The organism is Mycoplasma enhydrae, assembly GCF_025779955.1.
Classification (GTDB): Bacteria; Bacillota_I; Bacilli_A; order Mycoplasmatales; family Metamycoplasmataceae; genus Metamycoplasma; species Metamycoplasma enhydrae.
Genome location: NZ_JAOXHI010000001.1, coordinates 51992 through 74731, shown reverse-complemented (window position 1 = coordinate 74731; position 22740 = coordinate 51992). Strand labels below are relative to the sequence as shown.

Below are 22740 nucleotides of genomic sequence, written 5' to 3'. Positions count from 1 at the left end.
TCCTTAACCAATTGAAACATCTTCATAAATGTATTGGTAGTATTCAGGCATAGGTTTAGCGCGCCCGAAAATTTTAATGGTTTGTGGTATGCCAAATTGTCCAATGATCATAATGAATATTAAACTCAATTTACCCACGACATGCAAATTACTTACTGAACTAGTTAGTCCTGTAGTTAGTCCTGTATTTCCAAAAGCTGAACAAGCTTCGAAAATTACAAAAATAAGTGGATAATTTGTGTTGTTAGGCATCTTTGTATCACCTGGAAGGGTAGCATATGAAGCAATTGTTACCACTAAAATTAAAAGTATTGCTATGGCAAAAACGTTAACTGCTTTAATTAAGGTTTCCTTGCCTATTTGTCTTTTGAAAGCATTAATTCTTTTTCGTTGTGACATCATAGTTATAACGCTTAAAAATATTACAGCCACAGTGGTATTACGGATACCTCCTGCTGTTGATACTGGTGAAAAACCAATAAACATTAGAACACTATGAATTAGAATTGTCGATTGTGAAAAATTATAATAATTGACTGTTGAAAATCCGGCTGATCTAGTGGATGACACTTGGAAATATAAAGCAAAAATTTTATCACCTGTATTTCCATAGGCACTTTGATTTCAAAAACTATAATTGGATTTTGCAGAATATTCTAGTGCCAAGCTCAAACTAAAACCTAATAATGTAGTAACTAAATAAGTAATAATTGTAAATTTAGTAAACAATTGGAATCTATGACTTAGTTCATTCTTTTTAGTACTTTGAATTTTTTTTCATATGTCATAAATAACTGGAAAACCAATTCCACCAATTAAAAACACAATTATTGTAATAGTTTGAAATGCATAATCCTTGTAAAATGGTTGCAAACTCTTATTTCCGAATAAATCAAAACCTGCATTATTTATTGTACTAATAGCATGAAAAACTCCAAATTTTAGTGCTTGACCAAAGTTTTTATATGGATTTTTGGCAGGGTCCATAATAACTCTTGGATCAAATTCCATTTTATTAGCCTTAGGACTAAATTCTGAAGCACTAACAAAATTAGGATTCTTAGTAAAATACAAAAGCATTGTAAAAATAAATGAAGCAATTACAGTAATTATAATTAAAAAAGAAATGGCAATTTTAATCATTTTCCTAGTTTCAGTAACAGTAATTGAGCCTCTTTCAGTTTGAGAAACCATACTACTAAATAAGCTAGATTTCATTCCTAATATTGATTGAAATATATAAACCTTAAAGGTAAATATTCCAATCCCACCGACGACTATGCTTAAAGCAATTAAAAATTGTCCAAAACCATTAAAAGTTTCTGATATTACTAATGGACTTAAACCCGTATCACTAAATGCAGAAGTTGATATAAAAAGCGCATCAATATACTTAACTGGTTTATCTATTAGCTTGTTTTGACTAGCTTGTCAGAAAAGTAATAATGATATTAATATGGTAAATAAAACATAAATAATGAAAATATATCTCACAGCACCAACTTTGCGCAAGAACCTTAAAATAACATTATTTTTTTTAGGTTGCCCTGTTTTATTTTTCATGTGTTAAATTATAGAACAAAAATAAAAAAATATTATTTATATAATATTGGCTAAAAAAAGCACTAATTTTTAACCTAAAAATAGGCTAAAAATATTAATTTATATTGTTAATTTTATTAAATAGTATAATTTTGAATGTTAAAAATTTAATCCTAATATCTAAGGAGTAAAGGCTATGAGATTATTTAAAAAAACTAGGGAAATTTGCATTATTGGTATTGGCCGTTTTGGTCAATCAATAGTGCAAAAACTGCTATCAGATAAGGAAAATAATATTAGATTGGTCTTAATTGATCAAGAAGAAAAACACTTATTACAATTTAAAGATGAAGTAGACAATATTTATGTAGCAGATTGTGCCGATCGTAAAACATTAGAGTCTATAAATGTGAAGGATTTTGATGTTGTTATAGTAGCTTCATCTGACAATATTGAAATTGTTGCAGCATTGTTAGAAATCGGTGTAAAAACTATTATTGCTCGGGCATCAAACTCTAGACACTCAAGAGTTTTAAGGCAAATCGGTGTTAATTGAATTGTTTCTCCTGAAGAAGAAGCTGGCAAGAAAACAGCAATTTTGGTTTCAGATCCTACTTTAACACGTTTTTCAGAAAGCATTGTTCAAATTCAAGATGAGTTTGTAAGTACAACAATTTATATAACTAACCCTGAAGTTTTTAATAAAAAAATTAGTGAATTAGGATTAAGGAATAAATATGAAGTATCAGTATCACTAATTACTCGAAATTCAAAAGTCTTTTTACCTAGCGGTGATTTTGAGATCTTAGAAGGTGATTTATTAACATTTATAGGTAAATTAAATGACATAATTCGTGTAACAGAATTTTGTACTAAAATGTCTAAAAACAAGGAGAAAAAGAATGAATAATGAAATAACAAAAAACTTATTAAACAAATTTGAAAAAGCATATGAATCAAACATTGCAAATAAAGTAATAGAAAATGCAATTTTTAAAAACGGACTATCAAAAAGTTCATTAAATAATGAAGTAATCAAAAAACATAACTTTATTTTTTCACATGAAACTAAAGTAGGAAATATAACTAACCAAAAACAAAGTGGTAGATGTTGAATTTTTGCTGGACTTAATTCAATTAGAACAAAATTAATGCAAGATTTAAATGTTGAATCAATTGAATTGTCTCAAAACTATTTACACTTCTATGACAAACTAGAAAAAGCAAATTACTACTTAGAATGAATGATTAAAGAAGGTCTAAAACTTGATAATGAAGATAGATTATTCCGTTCATTTAATGATAATCCTGTTTCAGATGGTGGATATTGAGAATGATTTGTTAATTTAGTTAATAAATATGGAATTGTAACAAAAGATGCCATGAATGAATCATTTAGCTCAGAATCAACAAATGAAATGGTTACACAAATTAACTGAAGATTAAAAGCATATACAGCAAGAATGAAACAAACTTTTGCAAAAACTAACGATTTAGAACAAGTTAATTCTCTAAAAGAACAAGCTCTTCAAGATGTTTTTACAATTCTATGTAAATCATTGGGTAAACCCCCTAAATCATTTAGATTTGAATACATGGATAAAGATAAAAAATATCAATCTTTAGAAGAAATGAGCCCATTATATTTTTATAAGAAATATGTTGGTTCATATGTTGAAGATAAAATCGATTTAGTATCTGATCCAAGACAAAAATATGATTATAATTCTTTCATTATTTCTCCATTAGTAAACAACATGGTTGGAGGACAACCTTTAACAATGTTAAATGTTGATATTGAAACCATGAAAAAAGTAATGATTGACCAAATTAAAGCTGGTGAACCTGTTTGATTTGGATGTGATGTTTCGACATTTTCTAACTCAGATGGAATCATGGATTCAGATTTATATAATTATGATGTTACATTGAGTCAAACACCTGAATTTTCTAAAGCAGAGCAATTTGAATCTCGTGCTTCTGTAATATCACATGCAATGAACATGGTAGGTGTTAATTTAGATTCAAATGGTAAACCTGTGAATTGAAAAGTTGAAAATAGCTGAGGAAGTGATAGAGGAAATAAAGGATTTTGATCAATGAGTGACCAATGATTTAGTGATTTTAATTATATGGCTATTGTTGATAAAAAGTACCTATCAAAAGAACTTTCAGAAGCAAATTCAAAGCCAAAAATAGAAATATCAATTTTTGACCCTTTATCATAATCTAGGACAATAAATTATTTAATTTAAGTGCAAAAATTAGCACTTATTTTTTATTTTTCATATCTCAATTATAAATAATTTATAATTAATACATTATTTACTAAGGAGAGGCATGATTTCTGTTGATTTAAGCAAAATTAGGCGCTTTAAAAAAATGTCAAAAAGAGCAATCAATAGAATTCTCCACCCAAAGGAAATTTTTGAATTTGAATTATTAGATAAGCAAAAACAAATGCTTTTTTTAGCAACACGTTGAGCAATAAAAGAATGTTTGTTTAAAATTGATAATTCGCTTTTTGAATATAACAAAATTCAAATTACAAAAACCAAAGCAGGTAAATATATATATGATGATTTTCAATTATCAACTACCAATGAAGATGGCTATGTAGTTGCAGTAGCACTTAAATTAAGTTAGGGAGAATACTATAATGAAACTAAAAACACGAAAATTTTTAAGAATAATACCACTATTACACAACATTAACTTGCTAAGATCAAAAGCAAGCAGAAACAGAAGAATGCCAGAGTATTATAAATTTGCTGAAAAGCAACACTTTATTCACAAATATGGTTCTAATATTTTAAGACACTTGAATATTGAAGTTCAAGTAGAAGGTTTTGAAAATATTCCTAATGGACCTTGTTTATTAACACCAAATCATTCTACTTATTTAGATCCCTTAATTATCATGTCTTCTTTATGAAATCATGGTGATGGTTCAAAAACATCTAAATTTGGGACTTTTGTTGCTAGGTCGGAAGCAAAAAGCAAAAAAACAATTTATAGAATTAGTGAATTGATTGATACTTTTTACATTGATTTAGCTAAACCTAAAGAAACAATGGCAGTTTTAAAAGAGTTTGGGCAATATGTTAAAAGAAATCAAACTTGTGGAATTGTTTTTCCAGAAGGAACAAGAACCAAAGATGGTAAACTAAACAATTTTAATGCAGGAGTATTTTTATTAGCACAATCATCTTATATTCCCGTTGTGCCTGTAACAATTAATAATGCAGCTAATGCCTTAGATAACAACAGAGATGGCAAATTGGTCGTAAATGTTAAATTTCATTCAGTTATTAAACCACAACAGTTTCAAACATTAGACAAAAAAGATTTTGCCAAATGAGTGCAAGAAATAGTTGCCAAAGATTATGTCGACCAAATTATTAGATCAAATGAAACAATTAAAAATGCTTATACAAAAAGAAAACAAAAGGTAAATTAATATGGATGAAATAAAAAAACCTGTAGTTAATGAGATTTCTTTTGAAGAACACGAAGAAACAAAACCTACATTAGATGAAAATCAAGATAAGCACATTTTTAGATTAGCTAATTTTGATGGTCCATTGGATTTATTGGTAACTTTAATTAAAGACAAAAATATTAGCATTTTTGAAGTTGATTTATATGACTTGGCAACACAATATTTGGAAATAATTAAGCATATAGAATCATACGAAATTGACATTGCTTCTGAATATTTAGTTATGGCAGCTACATTGTTGCAACTGAAAGCGCGTATGTTATTACAAGACCCTGAAGTAGAAGAAGAAATTAAGCAAGAAAAAAAGCGTTTATTAGAACAAATTGCTGAATATGAAAAATTCAAAGAGATTTCCATCTTATTGCGTGAACAAGAAGAAAAAAGACAAAAACTATATTCAAAAGAACCTGAGGAAACTGAAGGTTTCGAAAGAGAATTAGACACTTCCATTCTTGATGGGCATTCTAATAGTTCTAAATTGGTAGTTACACTAAGAAAAATGTTTGAAAGAACATATTCTGAATTAGTTAGAAATATTACTATTTCCACAATTGCAGTAAGTCCAGAGGAACAAAAACAAAGAATTATAGAAATGTTTAAACATAAAGATAGCTTATCGTTTATTGAAGTGTTTCATGTTCCTACTATAGGTCATTTTGTAATCACTCTATTAGCTGTTTTGGATTTAGCTAGGCAACAAATATTAGTAATGGAACAACTCGAAGATGAAGGAACAATCACATTTAAAAAAGGAATAGAATATGAAAAATAAAATAATTGAAGCACTATTATTTGTTCAAGGTAGTGAAGGTGTTAGTTCGGAACAAATAAAAGATGTATTTAAACTAAATACAGTTCAAGAAGGAAGAAAACTTCTAAAGGACTTTAGACAATATTTTAATAATTTGGATCGTGGAATTAAAGTATATGAATTCAATGATGTGTATAAGTTTTTAACTGTTGAAATGGCTAAAGAATACATAACAGAGTTGGTGACTATTGTTCGTAAACAAAGATTATCTAATGCAGCCATTGAAGTAGCTGGAATTGTTGCTTATAAGCAACCTGTAACACGTTCGATTATTTCAAATATTAGAGGTGTAGCTAGTGATGGGATTGTAGCTAGTTTATTAGAAAAAGGAATTATTGAAGAAGTAGGTGTTGCTTCTACACCTGGTAATCCTATTCTTTATGGCATTACTAATAAATTTTATGATTATTTTAGAATTAAAACCTTAGCGGAATTACCACCATTTCCCGAATTCAGTCGCTATTCAGATGTTGAAGAAGAAATGGATGACAAAGAATTTAATTTATTTGATTCACAAAGAAGTGATACAAATAATGATGGTGTTCTAATTGGGGAAGAAGATTTCGATGAATAAATTTAAAGCCAAAAAAGATGATGTTGGCAGAATTTTATTTAAATATGTCCTAAAAGTTTGTGATAATGTACCAAAATCAAGAGTTGAAAAACTATTTCGTGAAAAAGACATTAAAGTTAATAATGTGCGAACAAATGATAAGCAATACAAATTACAACTAGGTGATGAAATAACCATTTATGGTATATCAGAAGTTTCTAAAACCCAGAAGCAAAATTCAGCTTCAATTAATTTTAGACTGATTTATGAAGATAAAAATCTACTCATTATAGATAAAGCTAAAAATATTGCAATGCATTCTGAAGAAAATTGCTTAGATGACCAAGTACATAAGTATTTGAATTTCAAAAAAACTTCTTCATTTGTGCCTTCATCAATTGGTAGATTAGACAAAAAAACCAGTGGAATAGTTGCATATGCCAAAAACTATAAAGCACTTGTAGTATTTGATGAATGTCAAAATAATTTTGAAAGAGTCTATCAATTTGTTTCTGATTTTAATCAAAACAAGCTTGATATTACTGTTAGATTAGAAAAAGATATAAAAAATGAAAAAATGCGTGTAAATCCAGATTTTGGAATTAAAGCAAGAACCATTTTTTATAAAGATGGCAATCGAAATTATGCACAAATTATAACTGGTAAAAAACATCAAATCAGAGCAACTCTTGAGTACTTAAAATGTCCCATATTAGGAGACACTAAATATGGCGGTCAAAAAGCCAAGAGATTATATTTACATTCATATTCAATTAAGTTTTTAGGTTTACCAGAAGAATTTAGCGAATATAATGACCAAATTTTTATATCTCATCCAAAATGATAGGAGTTTCATATGACAGATCAAAAACTGAAAGAATTAGCAAGTAATTTAATGTTAGAACCAACTGAAGAAATATTAATTATGGCTAGAAATTTACTAGCATCAATCGATAAAGAATTAAAAGATTTGGACGAATATAATTTAGATGATATAAAACCTCTTTCTCACATTAATGAAAAACCAGTATCTTTTTTAAATTTGAGAGGTGATGAAGTTAATCATGAAACAAAAATATCACGTGAAGAATTGCTAAATAACGCTTCAACAACAGCAAACAATTTAGTTACTATGAAGAAGGTAATTGATGAAAAATAATAAAATTGAAGTAGTTATTAAAAAACTACAGCAAGATAACAACAATGCTGTTTCGCATATCTTTAAAGAAGCAAAATTAAAAACAAATGGTTTATTAGCGAATACTCTTTTTACAACCAAAGACAATTATGCAGACAAAAATATAGTTTGCAAAGCTTCAAGCAAATTTTTAGAAAATTTTAGACCTAATTATAAATCTACAGTAATTAGGTTATTAGAAGAAGCCGGTTCAACCTGTGTTGCTCGTGTTAACCTTGATGAATTAGCTTTAGGTGGTTCAGGTGAATATTCAGCTTATGGTTTAATCAAGAATCCTTTAAATAATTCTTATCTAGTAGGTGGTTCTTCTTCGGGTTCAGCAGCCACTTTATATGATGATTTAGATTTTGCCATTGGTTCAGATACGGGCGATTCTGTCAGAAAACCAGCTTCAAATATTGGAAAAATAGGCTTTAAACCTTCGTATGGAGCCATAAGTAGATATGGCTTATTTGCTTTTGCTACTTCGCTTGACACAGTTGCTTATTTTGGTCACACCATTCAAGATATTATTAAAATTTCATCTATTTTATATAAACCAGATTTCCAAAAAGATATGACTTCTATTGACTTAAGTTTTAATTTATCAGACATCAAAGAAAATAAACCCAAAAAAGTTGCTTATTTAGATTGTTTTGATAAACTAAATCCTTCTATTGCAAAATCATATAAAAATCTTTTGGATAAATTAAAAAAAGAAGGTGTACAGTTAATTAAAATAGATGAAGATTTAAAAATGTTACATGCTATTGATGTTGTTTACAAGGTTATTGCCTTTTCAGAAGCTTCATCAAATTTAGCTAATTTAACAGGAGTTCATTTTGGTAGTCGAATTGAAGGCAAAAACTGAAGTGATTCATATATAAAATCTAGATCTAATAATTTAGGTAAAATGGTGCAATCTAGATTAATACTTGGCTCATATTTTTTAGAACAAGATAATCAAATAAAATATTTTGTTAAAGCTAAAAAAATGCGCCGTGTGCTAAGTGGTTATTTTAGTAATATTCATAACATGGCTGATGTTTTTATATATCCAGCTTCAAATGATATTGCTCCTAGAATTAATGAAAAACCTAAATACAAATCATATTTAGATTATATTCTAACTTATGCTAATCTTGTTGGCAATCCTTCTTTGACAATGAAATTAGGTGTTGATGAAAAAACCCATATGCCTTTTAATATTGCTATAGACACTAAAATTAATACTGATACTAAACTGTTTAGTCATGCTTTATATTTAGAAAAATTATTAGGAGAAAATAATGAATAAGTGACAACTAGTAATTGGTATTGAAATACATCTAGAACTAAACACAAAAACTAAGATGTTTTCAGCTGCACCAAATTTATATACTAATGAAGCAAATATTAATGTCTCGCACATTGATTTAGCTTATCCTGGTAGTTTACCGCTAGTTAATAAAGAAGCCATTATTAAAGCAATCAAATTAGCTAAAGCCCTAAATATGGAAATTGATCAAAAAATAAGATTTGATCGTAAAAATTATTTTTATCCTGATTTAACTAAAGGTTATCAAATAACACAACAATTTAATCCTATTGGCAAAAACGGAATTATTAATATTAAAGTTGATGATACTTGAAAACAAATAGCAATTGAACGTATTCATTTAGAAGAAGATACTGCTAAATCAATGCATGAAGGCAATTTAACTTATTTAAATTACAATCGTGCAGGAGTACCATTAATTGAAATAGTTTCAAAACCAGTAATGCATTCTGCTAAAGAAGCATCTGCTTATGTTGAAGCCATAAGACAAACAGCACTTGCTTTAAATATTTCGGATGCCAAAATGAATGAAGGTAGCTTAAGAGTTGATTTAAATATTTCTTTAAAACAAGCAGCTGATACTAAACTAGGTACAAAAGTGGAAATAAAAAACTTAAATTCTGTATCGAATGTTGAAAAAGCTATCAATTATGAGTTCCAAGAACAAATTAAGATTCTTGAAAATAATCAAAGTGTTCAACAACAAACAAAAAGATTTGATGAAGCTAGTGAAAAAACAGTTGTTATGCGTTCAAAATCTGATTCTATTGATTATAAATACTTTCCTGATCCAAACATCCCTTATATTGATTTGCCTAAAGAAATTATCGATTCAATTGAAATTGAAGAATTACCTTTTGAAAGGGAAAAAAGATACATCTCATTAGGACTTAATCAAGTGCAAATATCGCAACTAATAAATAATGTTGCATATGCCAATTTTGTTGATAGCATAAGTACCAGTGATTTCAAAAAAAACGTTAATATCTTTTTTTCAGAATTTGTTTCTTTTTTAAATTCAGAACAATTAGATTTAAATCAATTGAATTTAAATCAAGAAGATAAAAACAACTTTTTCCAATGAATATTAGATGGAAAAATAAATAAAAAAGATATAAAGTTAGTTCTTAAAAAACACATTGAAAACCCTAAACAGACTTTAAAATCAATAATAGAAATTAATAATTTATTCATTAAAACTACAAATCTATCATTAGATAGTATAATTCAAGAAATTTTTAATGAAAACCCTAACCTAAAGGATGAATTTAAAAATAATCCCAATAGAGCATCTAAATTTATGACAGGACAAGTTATGAAAAAAACGATGGGAAAAGCAAATATAAATGAATTAAATCAAAAAATGAAGGAGTTATATGAGGCGTAAAAAGAAAGACACCTTACAAACAGGTTGAGGTAGTAACAATGATGATAATGATCAAAATAAGAAAGAAAATTATCATTCATTATCTTCTAAACAGATAGTTAAAAATAAAAATAAACAAAACATTTTTGAAAAGGTACTTAAATGAATAATTTACGGTATTTTGTTTATTGCGATACCTAATTATTTAAAAGGTTCTAAAACAAAAGGTAAGGAAATTGTTAATTCAGCATATTCAAAAATAAATTCAAATGAGTTTGCTTTTGTTCCTGCTGGTTATGCAATGTATTTGTTTTTATCATTTATACCAACTCTTGGTTTAGTTGTCGGAATAGCTGGTGCTATTAATCCTGAACTAGAAGTTATTATAAAAGTTGTTATTTTAGGACAACTAATACCTGGTATTAAAGAAGTTATACCAACTTTTTCTAGTGTTTGAACAAGTGCCGGAGGAGTAACAGCATTTATTTTGTTAACTCTATCTATTTTATGATTAGGCTCAAAAGGATATGCAAAATTCATTTTTTCATTTGATGCTCTATATGAACATAAATCACCTAATTTAATTTGAAAAACAAGAATAAAAGGTTTTGTAACTAGTGTATTTATTACTTGTGTTTTAACAGTTTTATTACTTTCTACTTCTTCATTTTTAAACTTTATTTTAGATAAAGGCTTTAGCCAACAAGCCATTACAGGAGCTAAAGAGATAGAATTAAGTGACTTACGTTGAGAATTTCAATTAATTTTTTGATTACCAACTGTAATTTTTCTACCATTTATTACTTATGTAGCTTTTCTATTATTTTTTAAATTTGAACCAAACTTCAAATTAAAATTTGCTCATGTAAATCCTGGTTCATTAATCGCTGCTATTCCAACTTCATTTTATATTTTAATTTTTGGATCATTAACATCATTAATTGATTATAAAAAGTTTGGAGTTGTAGCTTCATTTATGTACATAATTTTGTTATTAAGTGTTATGGCATATTTTATATATAGTGGAGTAATTGTTAATTCAAGTTTTTATAAAACTTTCATTAACTTACCAACAATTGAAAAAACAAGCATTTTTAGACGTAACAGAAAAATATAGTTTAAGTTTATTTAATAACAATTTTTATAGTTAAACATATAATATATATGTTATAAAGGAGAAAAATGGACTCGAAAATGCCCGGAGGTCTAACGCATTATTTACATTGGCTTAGATCTCAAACTAATATATCATATCGAAAATGAAACCCAAAAAGAATAGCTTTTGTGGGTGTTTTGATTGCTATATCAGTTGTCTTCTTTTTAATCTCAGTTAGAATTTTACCCATCAGTGCGCTGCCAGCATTTAAGTTTAGTTTCATTGGTTTACCAATTAAAATAACTGGATTTATTTTTGGACCAGTTGTAGGTTTTATAACTGGAATTTTGGCTGATTTTATTTCATTTGCTTTAGTGCCAACTTACTATAACTTTCTTTATACATTGGCAGTTGCTGTTGCTGGTTTTATTCCAGGAATAGCAGCATATTATTTCTTTAATATGAACGAGTTATTTTTCTCTAAGAATTATCGTATTTTTAAATACAAACAAAGAGTTGAATTCTTTAAGATTCAATTTGCTGAAGCTTTAGCAAAAGGCAATTCACAAGATTTACAATACTTTTCTGAAAAAATTGCTTTTTATGAAGTAAAAATAATTGTTTTAGAAACAAAGAAAAAACCTACGGCAATGGTTAACTTTTCATTTATTTCCACTGTTGTTTTATTAGCTATACAAATATTCATTATAATTGCTATATTTTCAAAATTAGATAGTTCGATTTTTGAACATAACCGTTTTATAAAAAATCGTAATTTTTATTTAATATTAACAACTTCTGGATTTATTGGAATGGTTGTTTTTGTTGTTGTATATAGATTATTATTACGTAAAAAATATCAAACCTTTATTGAGGTTATGGCAATAATAAGTTTTTGTGCTGTTTTGGAATTAGTTAATACTGTATTATTAGCCTGAGCAGATACGTCCACGCTTAAAACAGATTTTTGAGTTAACTTTACAGCTCAAACATTAACTAGTCCTATTAAAATATTTTTTAACTTAGCTATTATTTTAGCTACTTATAAAGTTGTATCTTCTTTGGTTAGATCAAAAGAAGGCGACAGGTTCTAATGAAAGACAAAAAAATAACTGCACTTAGACTTATTAATTTAAAGAAAATTATTCGCCAAAATGATGGTGGTTTTTTTCATTATAAGCCCCTAATTCATGAAACAAATTTATCATTAAATAAAAGTTCAATTTTAGGAATCTTAGGTGGAAACCAAAGTGAAACCACCGCCATGCTTTTTAAACTATTAATTGATAATAAAATAAATCCTTATAGATATCAAGGGTATATTGAATATAAACTTGAAGACCAAGAAGAGTTTAGTTCAATTGCTAATGATATTGAATATCGGAAAAATATATCATATGGCTTTAATGATGAAAGTTTATTTAAAGCCAAAACAAAAGAAACAGTATTTTCATATTTAGAAAAATATATAAGAGGCAATGAAGTTATTGCTTCTTTAACTAATATTTTTAACAACAACTGAACAAATATTTATCAAGATTCTAGATTTCATTTAGGACTTAATTATTTCAAAATAAATTTAAATTTACAGCAAGATATTAGACCATTAATTCAAAATTTAAAAAATAAATTAGATGAAATTTATATCAAAAATATTAGAAGTTTCAAATTAGATGAAAAACTTCAGGCAATTCAAGAAATTAACACTTTAATTAGAAAAATCATTGAAAAAATTCAATATAATGAAAAAGAATTTTTTATTTTTTTAGAAAAAACAATTGAAAATTACAATAGTGGCAAATCTTTATTGCAATATAAAGAATACAAGCAAGCCAAAAAAGTATATTTGGAAGTATTTAGCCGTAAAAACCAAATTAAGTCAAGAGCAAACACTAATTCGCTTTTTAACCGTATAAAAAGAGCTTTTCAAAAAGCTAAAATTAAGTTTTCTAAAAAAATAGAAATTAAAAAATATTATTTGAAACTGCAAAAGAACTTCGAGCAAGAAATCAAGTTTACTAGATATGAATTATCTAAACATTTACGAAATGAAGCATTCTTACATCATTTTCTACGTTATTATCTTGCAAAAATCTATTACAAGTTTATTAAAAAATACCACTCACAAATTGTATCTTTAGATAAAACTGCTTTTATAAATTTTGTTCAAGATATGAACAACCTAAAGGATTCAATGATTTTTGAGATTCAAAGCTCAGTTGATTCTAATAAATCAAATGCAAACATAAAAAGAAGAGTAAAAGTACTTGAAAATTCAATGTTTTCTAAAAATTCAAAGATTTATCTAGATCGTTTCAAGTATTTTAAAGAAGATGAAGATAAAAAAATAACCAAAGAAGTTTTATTAAAAGATATTAATTTAAATAATACCACTGATAATTTAATCGATGTATCGCAACTAAAGCAATATGAATATGATTATTTAGAAAAACAAGCTGAGTATCATTGAAATATTGATACAGAGGGTAAAAAAGTAAAATCTGAAGCTAAAAAATACTTTCATGAATCTTCCCCAATCTTTTGAGAAAACAAAGGTAATTTAAAATATATCAAGCAAAGAATTTTAAGACTCTTAAAAGATATCTTTTATAATGATCCTTCTCAATTTAAGGAATTAAAAGAACTTAATTCTTCATTAATGAAACCTTTTACAAAGGCAGTATATGATTTAGATGAACTAAATAGATTGTTGTTTAATTTATTTAACCAATATTTTGAATTCAAAGAATTTATTGAAAATTCAAATAATAAAAAAGCAGACCTGTTTTTTGAGTTGGTTTTAAAATCAAGTATTTATAAAATATTAACCAACTCTGATATTTCTTTAGATAAACTAACCATGAATTTATCTTATTTAACAGAAGAAGAAAAGGTAAGATTAGAGTTTCAAAAAATGCTAATAAATAAACCTAGTTTAGTAATTTTAGGACCTAACATAAATAGACTTAAAAAAGAGCTTCAATTTGACATCATTAATCAACTAAATTCATACATTTTAGATAATCAAGGATTAGCTATTTATTTCCTTGAAGATATTTCAATTGCCAAAAAATTTACAAGTGATATATATATTATTAATGACACCAGAGTTATTGAACAAGGTAAAACCAAAAAAGTTCTAGAAAATCCAATAAATCCATTATTAAAATTAATGTTAAATGAAATTAAACCTAATGATGGCATTTATTTGGATTATATTAAAAATTTAAAAAACTTGAGAAATATATCTCGTTATGAAATTGATGATGATCATTTTGTTTGATGTAAGTGAGATGAATTATTTAAATGACTAACAGTAGACCAAATTCAAAATGAACAACTAAAGAAACTATTTAAAGTCGAATCAACTGTAAAAGTTAAAAATAAAGAATCACTTGATCAAAGTAATTTTAATGATATCGGACTTATTGATTATAGTGATATGGCTAAAAATAATAGAAAGGATAGGACAATGGATAAAACTTTCAATCATATTATTGTAGAAGAAGGAAGAAACCAAAAATGAATAGACATGAAAGCATTCATTAATCATGATTTATCCAAAGAACCTTTTACAATTATTTTACCACCACCAAATGTAACTGGCAAATTGCATATAGGACATGCTTTGGACACTTATATTGCTGATACTATTATTAGATACAAAAAACTAAAAGGGTATGACGTTATGTGAGTTCCTGGCAAAGATCATGCAGGAATAGCAACCCAAGCCGTTGTTGAAAAACATTTAGCAACACAAGGAACGGATAAATATAAATTAGGACGAGACAAGTTCATTAAAGAAATTTGAAAATGAAAACAAGTTTATTCTGAAAATATTAATAAACAATGAGCAAAGCTTGGTCTAGCTTTAGATTATAGTGCTGAAAGATTTACTTTTGATGATGAAGCTAATGAAGCGGTTATGAAAGCATTTATTGATTTATATAATGAAGGATTGATATATCGTGATACTAAACCAATAAGTTGAGATACTAAGCTAAAAACTGCGTTATCTAATATTGAAGTTATACCAACTGAAGTAAAACAAAAAATGTATTATATTAAATATCCAATTAAAGATTCTAGCCAATATTTAATTGTTGCCACCACAAGACCTGAAACAATGTTTTCAGACGTTGCTTTAGCGCTTAATCCCCTGGATCCAAGATTTAGTATTTTAAAAGACTCATTAATAGTACATCCATTAACAAAAAGAGAAATTCCTATTGTTTCAGATGACAAAATAGATTTAAAATTTGGAACAGGAATTATGAAAGTTTCAGCTCATGCTACTGATGATATCGATATTATCAAAAAATATAATCTATTAATTAATGAATGTATTGATGATGAAGGTAAGATGAATTCATTAGCAGGTGCTTTAGAAGGTGTAGACCGTTTTGAAGCAAGAGAACTAGTTGTTAAGTTATTAGAAAAAAATGGTTATATTTCTAAAACTGAAAACATTGTTTCTAATGTTGGTTATAGTGAAAGATCTAAAGAACCAATCGAAATACTTGTTAAAAAACAATGATTTGTTAGAATGCAAGGATTATCAGAAGACTTACTAAGACATTTAAGTAGCACAAATGGTATTAAAATTAGACCTAAAAGATTTGAGGATAATCTAGTTAAATGAATGGAAAATATTCATGATTGAACTATAAGTAGACAAATTTGATGAGGGCATAGAATTCCGGCTTGATATAAAGATGACCAAGTTTTAGTTCAAAAAAACAGCCCTGGCGAAGGCTGAGAACAAGAAACTGATGTTTTGGATACTTGATTTAGCTCTGGACTAGCCCCATTTATGTTTTTAGGTTGACCTCAAAATAGTGCTAGAATTAAAAGATATTATCCAACTAATTTATTAGTTACAGCTTATGATATTCTTTTCTTTTGAGTATCAAGAATGTATTTCCAAGGCCTACATTTTATGCATGAAAAACCATTTGAAGAACTACTATTACATGGAATTGTAAGAGATTCAAAAGGTAAAAAAATGTCTAAATCATTAGGTAATGGAATTGATCCGATTGAAGTAATAGGAGAATATGGTTCAGATGTACTAAAAATGGCCTTAGTATTCAATACTAGCCCAGGTCAGGATTTAAATTTTGGTCAAGAAAAAATTAAGGCATCAAGACTATTTTTAAATAAGTTTTGAAATATTGCAAGATTGATATCTCCATTACCAGTAAATCTAGCTGAAAAAATAGATTTTAGTCTTTTAGATAAATATGATAAATGAATCTTAGATGAATTTAATTTCATGACAACCAACATTGATTTAGCAATGAAAAATTATGAATTTAGCATTGTATATAAACATATATATGATTTTATAATCAATAAATTTTCATCTTGATATTTAGAGTTTTTAAAATTCAAGAAAAATGATTACTTTATTCATTATTTATTTAGAGATATTTTAATTGTCTTGCACCCTTATATGCCTTTTTTAACTGATTATTTATTTGAAACTATATATAATGAAGAAATATTAGAAACCGATTTAAATAAATACTCTATTGAAGAAGAATATAAAACCAATACAATTGATAATTTAATAGAATTGATTACGTTGTTAAGAAAATACCGTGAAGAAAAACAAATTTCTAAATCAAATATTCTAGAATATTCAATTAAAGATATAAAACTAAGTGAATCACAACACACAATTGTTTCAAAATTAGCTAATTTTATTTGAAAAGAAAATGAAGATTTTTCAATTAAATCATCTTTTGGTGAAATATTTATTTGTCAAAGAAAAGAAGATAGAGAATCAGAGATTTTGGAGCTTAAAAAATTAATCGCTAATACGATGAAAGAAATTGAATTTAACGAAAAATATATTAATAATCCAGATTTCATAGCTAAAGCTAAACCAGAAATGATTAGTCAAAAACAAGCAAAATTAGAGCAGCATAAAAAGAACTTAGAGTTTTATAAAAAACAATTAGAGCAAAAAAATAAATAATAATTTAAGCAGCCATTTCATTGAATTGGCTTGCTTTTTAAACTTTATTCTATTGCCAGTTAACAATTTATTTATAATTAATACAATATGAAAAAAAATGACAAAAACAAAATAATGCAAGAACAAAAAGTAATTCGACGGGCTAAAGTAAAACAATCTTTATTACGCTTTGGTTCAATGTATCGAATTAAAAATACAAATATTCAAATACTTCTAACTATTTTAATCGGTTTATTATTTGGAACTACTCAATATTTCTTTATTCAAATAACTGGATTATATGAAATGGGCATAGCAGCAATATGTCAAGCCATAGCTAGATTTACTAATTATTTTTTAGTTGTTGGTAGTGTTGCTAGTGCTAATATTGTTTATAATTTGATATTTTGATTGCTCAATTTATTTGCTAATATACCTCTTTTTGTTTTATCATATAAAAAAATTTCTAAGAAATTTGCAATCTTAACAATCATATTTATGGTGGCAGTTTCAATTTCAGGATTAATAGTAAGTAATATTCCTGGAACTTCACAGTTAATGATCTTTGGTGGTAATAATGCAGATACACTACCAATAGGCAAAGCTATTCACAATTCAGGATTTGTATCAGAACATGGACTTTTAACATGACTAAACATTAAACCAAGTGGATATGCGATATTCTTTTATGCATTAGTTTGAGGCGCTTTGCAAGGCATATTTACTTGATTGTTATTAATAATTGATGGATGTTCTGGTGGATTTGATATGTTAAGTGTATACCTATCACACAAGAAATACAAAGATGTTGGTGGAATACTTATGATGCTACACTTAGTTTCATTTTTAATAGCTAACTTCTTTGGTAGTTATATGCCCTTTGCTTTACAAGAAAAAAATTGAAATTTACAAAATTACTTTTCTCCTTCATTTGTAGCTGGCTTATTTATGGTTCTATTTAACGGTTGATTATTATCAATTCTATTTCCTAAGTTCAAAATGGTTAAAGTAGAAGTTATAAGTTCAAAATTAGAATTGATTTTAGAAAATATAAATAGTCTAACAACACATAAATTTCAAACAAGTATTCATAATTTCATCGGTGGCTATTCCAAAGCGGAACAAAAATCTCTAGTAGTGGTTTGTATGTTCCTTGATGCTGCAATTTTAAATGATATTATCACTAAACACGACCCCAATGCTCTGGTTGTTGTAACAGAGCTTAAAAAAGTAGATGGTTATATATTTGTAACTCATTAAAAAACAGATTAATTTTAAATTAAGTTAAAAAAAGTTAACACATGATGATTGCTGTTAACTTTTTATATCTCAGTTTTTTAGTTCTTTATTAATGTAATTTTTTAATTAGAAAAGCAATTTTTTGTTTTATGCTATTTAATTGATATTTATCTAGTAATTCAATTGCTTCTTCACTAAGGTTTAAATTATAAATAGAAGTTGAATCTAATGATAAATTAGGTATATCAAAATTGGTTACTAATCTTGCTATTTTCTGGTCTCTAAAAGCAAGATCCTTATATTCTTCAAATTTTTGGGCAATATTAGGTTTAAGCTTATCTAGATTGGCATAAATATTATCTAATGTTTTATATTCATACAATAATTTGGCCGCTGATTTAGGACCTATTCCTTTAATACCAAAGAAATTATCACTACTATCACCGACAATTGCCTTATAATCAACAACCTGTCAAGGTTCAAATTCATATATGTCTGAAAAATTGTATGCATTAAGAATAATAATATTATTTTTATATTTTTTAATTATGCTTGTATTTTTATCTATTAGTTGATTTAGGTCTTGGTCAGCTGAAAAAATTAATTTATAGTTATCTGGATACTGACTACAAACTTTAGCAACTATATCATCAGCTTCAAAACCTTCAATTTCATAATGAAAAATATTAATTAATGCCAATAATTCTTTAATTATCTTAACTTGATCATAAAACTCTTGTGGAGTTTTGGCTCTACCATCTTTATATTGTTCATAGATTTGGTGCCTAAAGGTTTTACCTTTGGCATCAAACGCTACTAAAACATTAGTAGTTCTATGTTCCATTATTAGGGTAAATAAAGTCTTAAAAAAAACTAAAATTGTTCCAGTAGAAAAACCTTCATCATTGCTAAGTGCCACAGCACTATTATTTATTGCAAAAAAAGATCGATAGGCTAAATATGTGCCATCCACTATTAGTATTCTTTCTTTCATTATTTAAGCACCTTTCAATCTTTTAAATTAATTATGTTGTCATCTCGTTTAACGAATTTAATCTTAACTATTTTATCTTTTAAATTAGATAAATCCATATCTTTTAAATATGAAAAAGCAACTACTTGATAACTAGAGTCTTGAAAATCAAGCTTTTGATAACTTCTATTCCTTTTATCTGTTCCAAAATTATAGTTTATACATTTAACTACCATAATGTATTCATTATTTAATCTAGCATCAATTAATCTTAAACCATCTATTTCATATTTTGAAGTAGGATAATAATTATATGATTGGCCCAGTATATCAATTTCTTGTTGTTGAAGTAATTCTTCATCATCTTCATAAATGTTTTCTGGTTCAAAATTAATAATTTTATTCATAATTTGGCTGGCATTAATTTGAATATTTTGTTTAATAAAAATAGTTGAATCAGACTTAGGATCAATTTCTGAAAGCATTGTTTTTTGACTTAAATTAAAATCTCTAAAAGCGCCAGATTTAATTAAGAGTTCTAATGTGGCTTTTCCAAGTGATTTAATTTGTGATAAACAGAATATACAATGTAAGAAATTCTTATATGTTCCATTGGCTTGTCTATTTTGTTCAATTAATTTTATTATTTCTGGCCCTATACCTTTAATTAAACTTAAAGGTAAAACAATTTTATTATCATGAATTGCTGCATTTGCACAAGATAGATTAATATTAGGACTAATTATGCCAATGTGCATTTTTTTAGCTTCATTTACATATTTAGAAATAGTTGTTTGAGCACCATTTGCAGAACTAATACATGAAGTAAAAAATTCAAGTGGATAGTTAGCTTTCAAATAAGCCATTTTAAATGTAAGCATAGCATAAGCTATAGCATGTGATTTATTAAAGCCATAATCAGCAAATTTAGAAATGTTTTTAAAAATTTCTTTAGCTGTTTTTAAATCATATTTATTTTGAATAGCCTTAGATATAAATTGCTCTTCAATAGCTTCCATTTCACTGGACTTTTTCTTTGAAATAATTCTTCGCAACAGATCTGCTTCTTCGAAACTCATGTTAGCTACTTTTTGAACAATTTCCATGATTTGTTCTTGATATACAATTATTCCATAAGTAGGTGCCACTATTTTGTCATATTCTTTTGAAACTAATGGCACAGGTTCTATTTTTTGCTTACGATCTGAAAATGTTTTTAAATGAGAAATAGGTCCAGGACGGTTAATGGAAATAATTGTTGCAATATCTTCAAAAGAATCAACCTTAATTTTTTTAAGTGCCTTAATCATGATTGGGCTTTCTACTTGAAAAATTCCAGCAGTATTGCCATTAGATAATAATTCAAAAGTTTTTTGGTCATTACAATCAATTTGCTCTCAATTAATTTTTAAACTATATTTATTTTCAATATTGCTTTCAATTTCCTTAATGGTGGTTAGAGTTTTAAGGCCTAAAATATCCATTTTAATTAATCCATAATTTTCCAAAAATTCCATACTAACTTGGGTTTGTTGAATATTATCATCAGTCTTATAAGTGGGAACCGATTTAATTATTTTTTCTGAACTAATAACAATTCCAGCAGCATGTGTTCCACTTTGGCGATAAAAACCAGATATTTTTGATGTTTCTTCTACAATTTTATCTTTGAAAGTAGAATCATCCGGTTTTAGCTGAGCTAATTCTTTTACTAAACTAATATTTTTAATCAATTCTTCTTGAAGTGAAATATCATTTTGAGAAATCAGTTTAGAAATTTTATTAATTTTATTTGGTTCTATTTCATATGCTCTTAGTACATCACGAATTGCTGATTTTTTACCTAATGTTGAAAATGTCACGATGTTAGCAACCTTATCATAACCATACTTATCAACAAGATATTTAATTATCAGATCTCTTTTATCATCTTGGACATCGACATCAATATCTGGCATGTTGATTCGTTTTGGATTTAAAAATCTTTCAAAAATAAGATTATATTTAATGGGATCTATTTCAGTAATACCCAATAAATAACTAACTAATGATCCGGCAGCAGAACCTCTTCCAGGACCTATTGATATATTATTATTTTTAGCTCAACTAATTCAGTCTTGCATAATTAAAAAATAATCTTCAAATTTTAAGTTTGTTATTATTGAATATTCATGTACTAATCTTTTTTGATAAATCTCATTTCATTTTACCGGACCTAAACTTTTGATTTTTTGAGATATAAGTTTTTTTAGATAGTCTTTTGAGCTAAGACCCTCAGGATTTGAGAATTTAGCCAAACTATAATTTTTATATTCAATTGGAAAATATAATGATTTTACAAGCTCATTAGTCTTATTTATTAAACTTATTATTGATATATCATTTGAATCTAAATTAAAATTCAAAGATTCTTCAATAATAATTTTTTGATCTTGAGAGTTCATTTTTTTTAATAATTGTAAAATTGAATAATCTCCATAGTTTAAAGCATTAAATTTATTAAAAATAACGAAATTGAAAGCACTTAATTGGTTTTTGTATTCTCCAAGTTCACTTGAAGATAAACCAATAAAATAATTAGGTTTATTAATATATTTTCCAGTTTGCTTAAAATAACTATTATGCGGGTGTTCAATAAAAATAATATCTGGGTATTCTTGGATACATTTTTGTATATCTAATTGTTCATTTGATAATAACTTATATGAAATAACTTTTAATTCTTCAAAAGCTTTTTGATTTTTAGCAAATAAATTGTAATCAAAAACTAAATTATCTATTTTAGTGCTTATTTCTAGCCCAAAAACAGGTTTTATACCCACTTCTTGGCATTTTTTATTAGCTTCAGCTAAACTAAAAAAGTTATTTTTTTCACTAAAAATAAGGTATTCTGCTTTATCTTCAACAGCTTTTTTTATTGCATTATCTACGGTAATTGTGCTTTCTAAAAAAGAAAAAGTTGTATTTAAATGTAGGTTAAATAATTTCATATTTTAATTATAAATAAATAATAATTTAATATATTAATAACGCAAAAAACTCCGCTTTTTTGGTGTGGAATTTTGTTTTCTAAATTAAGCGTTTTTTAGTCAAATATCAGTTTATATCTTAATCTTTGTTGAATATTTTAAAAAATCGTTTTTTTGTTAACAAAACGGCCTGAAAAAACTAAAAATATTGACAATTTTATGTAGAAAACTC

At 26.6% G+C, this 22740-nt stretch carries 17 protein-coding genes; 14 read left to right on the top strand and 3 right to left on the bottom strand.

Annotated features, from left to right (window positions below; all coding sequences use genetic code 4):
* Window positions 1-3 precede the first annotated feature (3 nt).
* Window positions 4-1563 carry a TrkH family potassium uptake protein gene (locus OF364_RS00340; RefSeq protein WP_205851222.1) on the bottom strand — a complete coding sequence of 520 codons (1560 nt, stop codon included), beginning with the start codon at window positions 1561-1563 and terminating at the stop codon, window positions 4-6.
* Between the two features lie 175 nt (window positions 1564-1738).
* Between OF364_RS00340 and OF364_RS00335 the strand changes: the two genes are divergently transcribed.
* The 14 genes from OF364_RS00335 to OF364_RS00270 all read left to right on the top strand — a co-directional run bounded on the left by OF364_RS00335 (window position 1739) and on the right by OF364_RS00270 (window position 18587).
* Complete coding sequence (locus OF364_RS00335) at window positions 1739-2452, top strand: potassium channel family protein (RefSeq protein WP_205851223.1); 714 nt, start codon at window positions 1739-1741, stop codon at window positions 2450-2452.
* Complete coding sequence (locus OF364_RS00330) at window positions 2445-3770, top strand: C1 family peptidase (protein ID WP_263773895.1); 1326 nt, start codon at window positions 2445-2447, stop codon at window positions 3768-3770. The genes OF364_RS00335 and OF364_RS00330 overlap by 8 nt, the downstream gene beginning before the upstream one ends.
* Before the next feature lie 112 nt (window positions 3771-3882).
* Entirely contained in the window at window positions 3883-4188 is a 306-nt protein-coding gene (locus OF364_RS00325) for a 4'-phosphopantetheinyl transferase superfamily protein (protein ID WP_205851225.1), read from the top strand.
* A gap of 13 nt (window positions 4189-4201) precedes the next feature.
* Entirely contained in the window at window positions 4202-5002 is an 801-nt protein-coding gene (locus tag OF364_RS00320) for a lysophospholipid acyltransferase family protein (RefSeq protein WP_263773894.1), read from the top strand.
* Between the two features lies 1 nt (window position 5003).
* A complete protein-coding gene (locus OF364_RS00315) occupies window positions 5004-5816 on the top strand; it encodes a segregation/condensation protein A (protein ID WP_263773893.1) in 813 nt (270 codons plus the stop codon).
* Window positions 5806-6429, top strand: a complete 624-nt coding sequence (gene scpB / locus OF364_RS00310; RefSeq protein ID WP_205851228.1) for an SMC-Scp complex subunit ScpB — start codon at window positions 5806-5808, stop codon at window positions 6427-6429. Before OF364_RS00315 ends, scpB begins: the two co-directional genes overlap by 11 nt.
* On the top strand, window positions 6422-7255 hold the full coding sequence (locus OF364_RS00305) for an RluA family pseudouridine synthase (protein ID WP_263773892.1): 834 nt from the start codon (window positions 6422-6424) through the stop codon (window positions 7253-7255). Before scpB ends, OF364_RS00305 begins: the two co-directional genes overlap by 8 nt.
* A gap of 9 nt (window positions 7256-7264) precedes the next feature.
* Window positions 7265-7567 carry a glutamyl-tRNA amidotransferase gene (locus OF364_RS00300; protein WP_205851230.1) on the top strand — a complete coding sequence of 101 codons (303 nt, stop codon included), beginning with the start codon at window positions 7265-7267 and terminating at the stop codon, window positions 7565-7567.
* Window positions 7557-8882 carry an amidase family protein gene (locus tag OF364_RS00295; protein WP_205851231.1) on the top strand — a complete coding sequence of 442 codons (1326 nt, stop codon included), beginning with the start codon at window positions 7557-7559 and terminating at the stop codon, window positions 8880-8882. Before OF364_RS00300 ends, OF364_RS00295 begins: the two co-directional genes overlap by 11 nt.
* Window positions 8875-10290, top strand: coding sequence for an Asp-tRNA(Asn)/Glu-tRNA(Gln) amidotransferase subunit GatB (gene gatB / locus OF364_RS00290; RefSeq protein ID WP_263752356.1), 1416 nt, complete (start codon window positions 8875-8877; stop codon window positions 10288-10290). Before OF364_RS00295 ends, gatB begins: the two co-directional genes overlap by 8 nt.
* On the top strand, window positions 10280-11386 hold the full coding sequence (locus tag OF364_RS00285; RefSeq protein WP_263773891.1) for a YihY/virulence factor BrkB family protein: 1107 nt from the start codon (window positions 10280-10282) through the stop codon (window positions 11384-11386). The genes gatB and OF364_RS00285 overlap by 11 nt, the downstream gene beginning before the upstream one ends.
* Before the next feature lie 65 nt (window positions 11387-11451).
* On the top strand, window positions 11452-12459 hold the full coding sequence (locus OF364_RS00280; protein WP_205851233.1) for an ECF transporter S component: 1008 nt from the start codon (window positions 11452-11454) through the stop codon (window positions 12457-12459).
* Window positions 12459-17348 carry a valine--tRNA ligase gene (locus OF364_RS03045; protein ID WP_318529860.1) on the top strand — a complete coding sequence of 1630 codons (4890 nt, stop codon included), beginning with the start codon at window positions 12459-12461 and terminating at the stop codon, window positions 17346-17348. The genes OF364_RS00280 and OF364_RS03045 overlap by 1 nt, the downstream gene beginning before the upstream one ends.
* Window positions 17349-17435: 87 nt before the next feature.
* Window positions 17436-18587 (top strand): DUF2179 domain-containing protein, encoded by a 1152-nt coding sequence (locus OF364_RS00270; RefSeq protein ID WP_205851234.1) that lies wholly within the window; start codon window positions 17436-17438, stop codon window positions 18585-18587.
* A gap of 88 nt (window positions 18588-18675) precedes the next feature.
* Here the strand turns inward: OF364_RS00270 and OF364_RS00265 are convergent, their stop codons facing one another.
* Both OF364_RS00265 and dnaE read right to left on the bottom strand, forming a co-directional pair.
* Window positions 18676-19560, bottom strand: coding sequence for a 5'-3' exonuclease (locus OF364_RS00265; protein WP_263773889.1), 885 nt, complete (start codon window positions 19558-19560; stop codon window positions 18676-18678).
* Window positions 19560-22529: a DNA polymerase III subunit alpha gene (gene dnaE, locus OF364_RS00260; protein WP_263773888.1), complete on the bottom strand. Its 2970-nt coding sequence runs from the start codon at window positions 22527-22529 to the stop codon at window positions 19560-19562. The genes OF364_RS00265 and dnaE overlap by 1 nt, the downstream gene beginning before the upstream one ends.
* Window positions 22530-22740 lie beyond the last annotated feature (211 nt).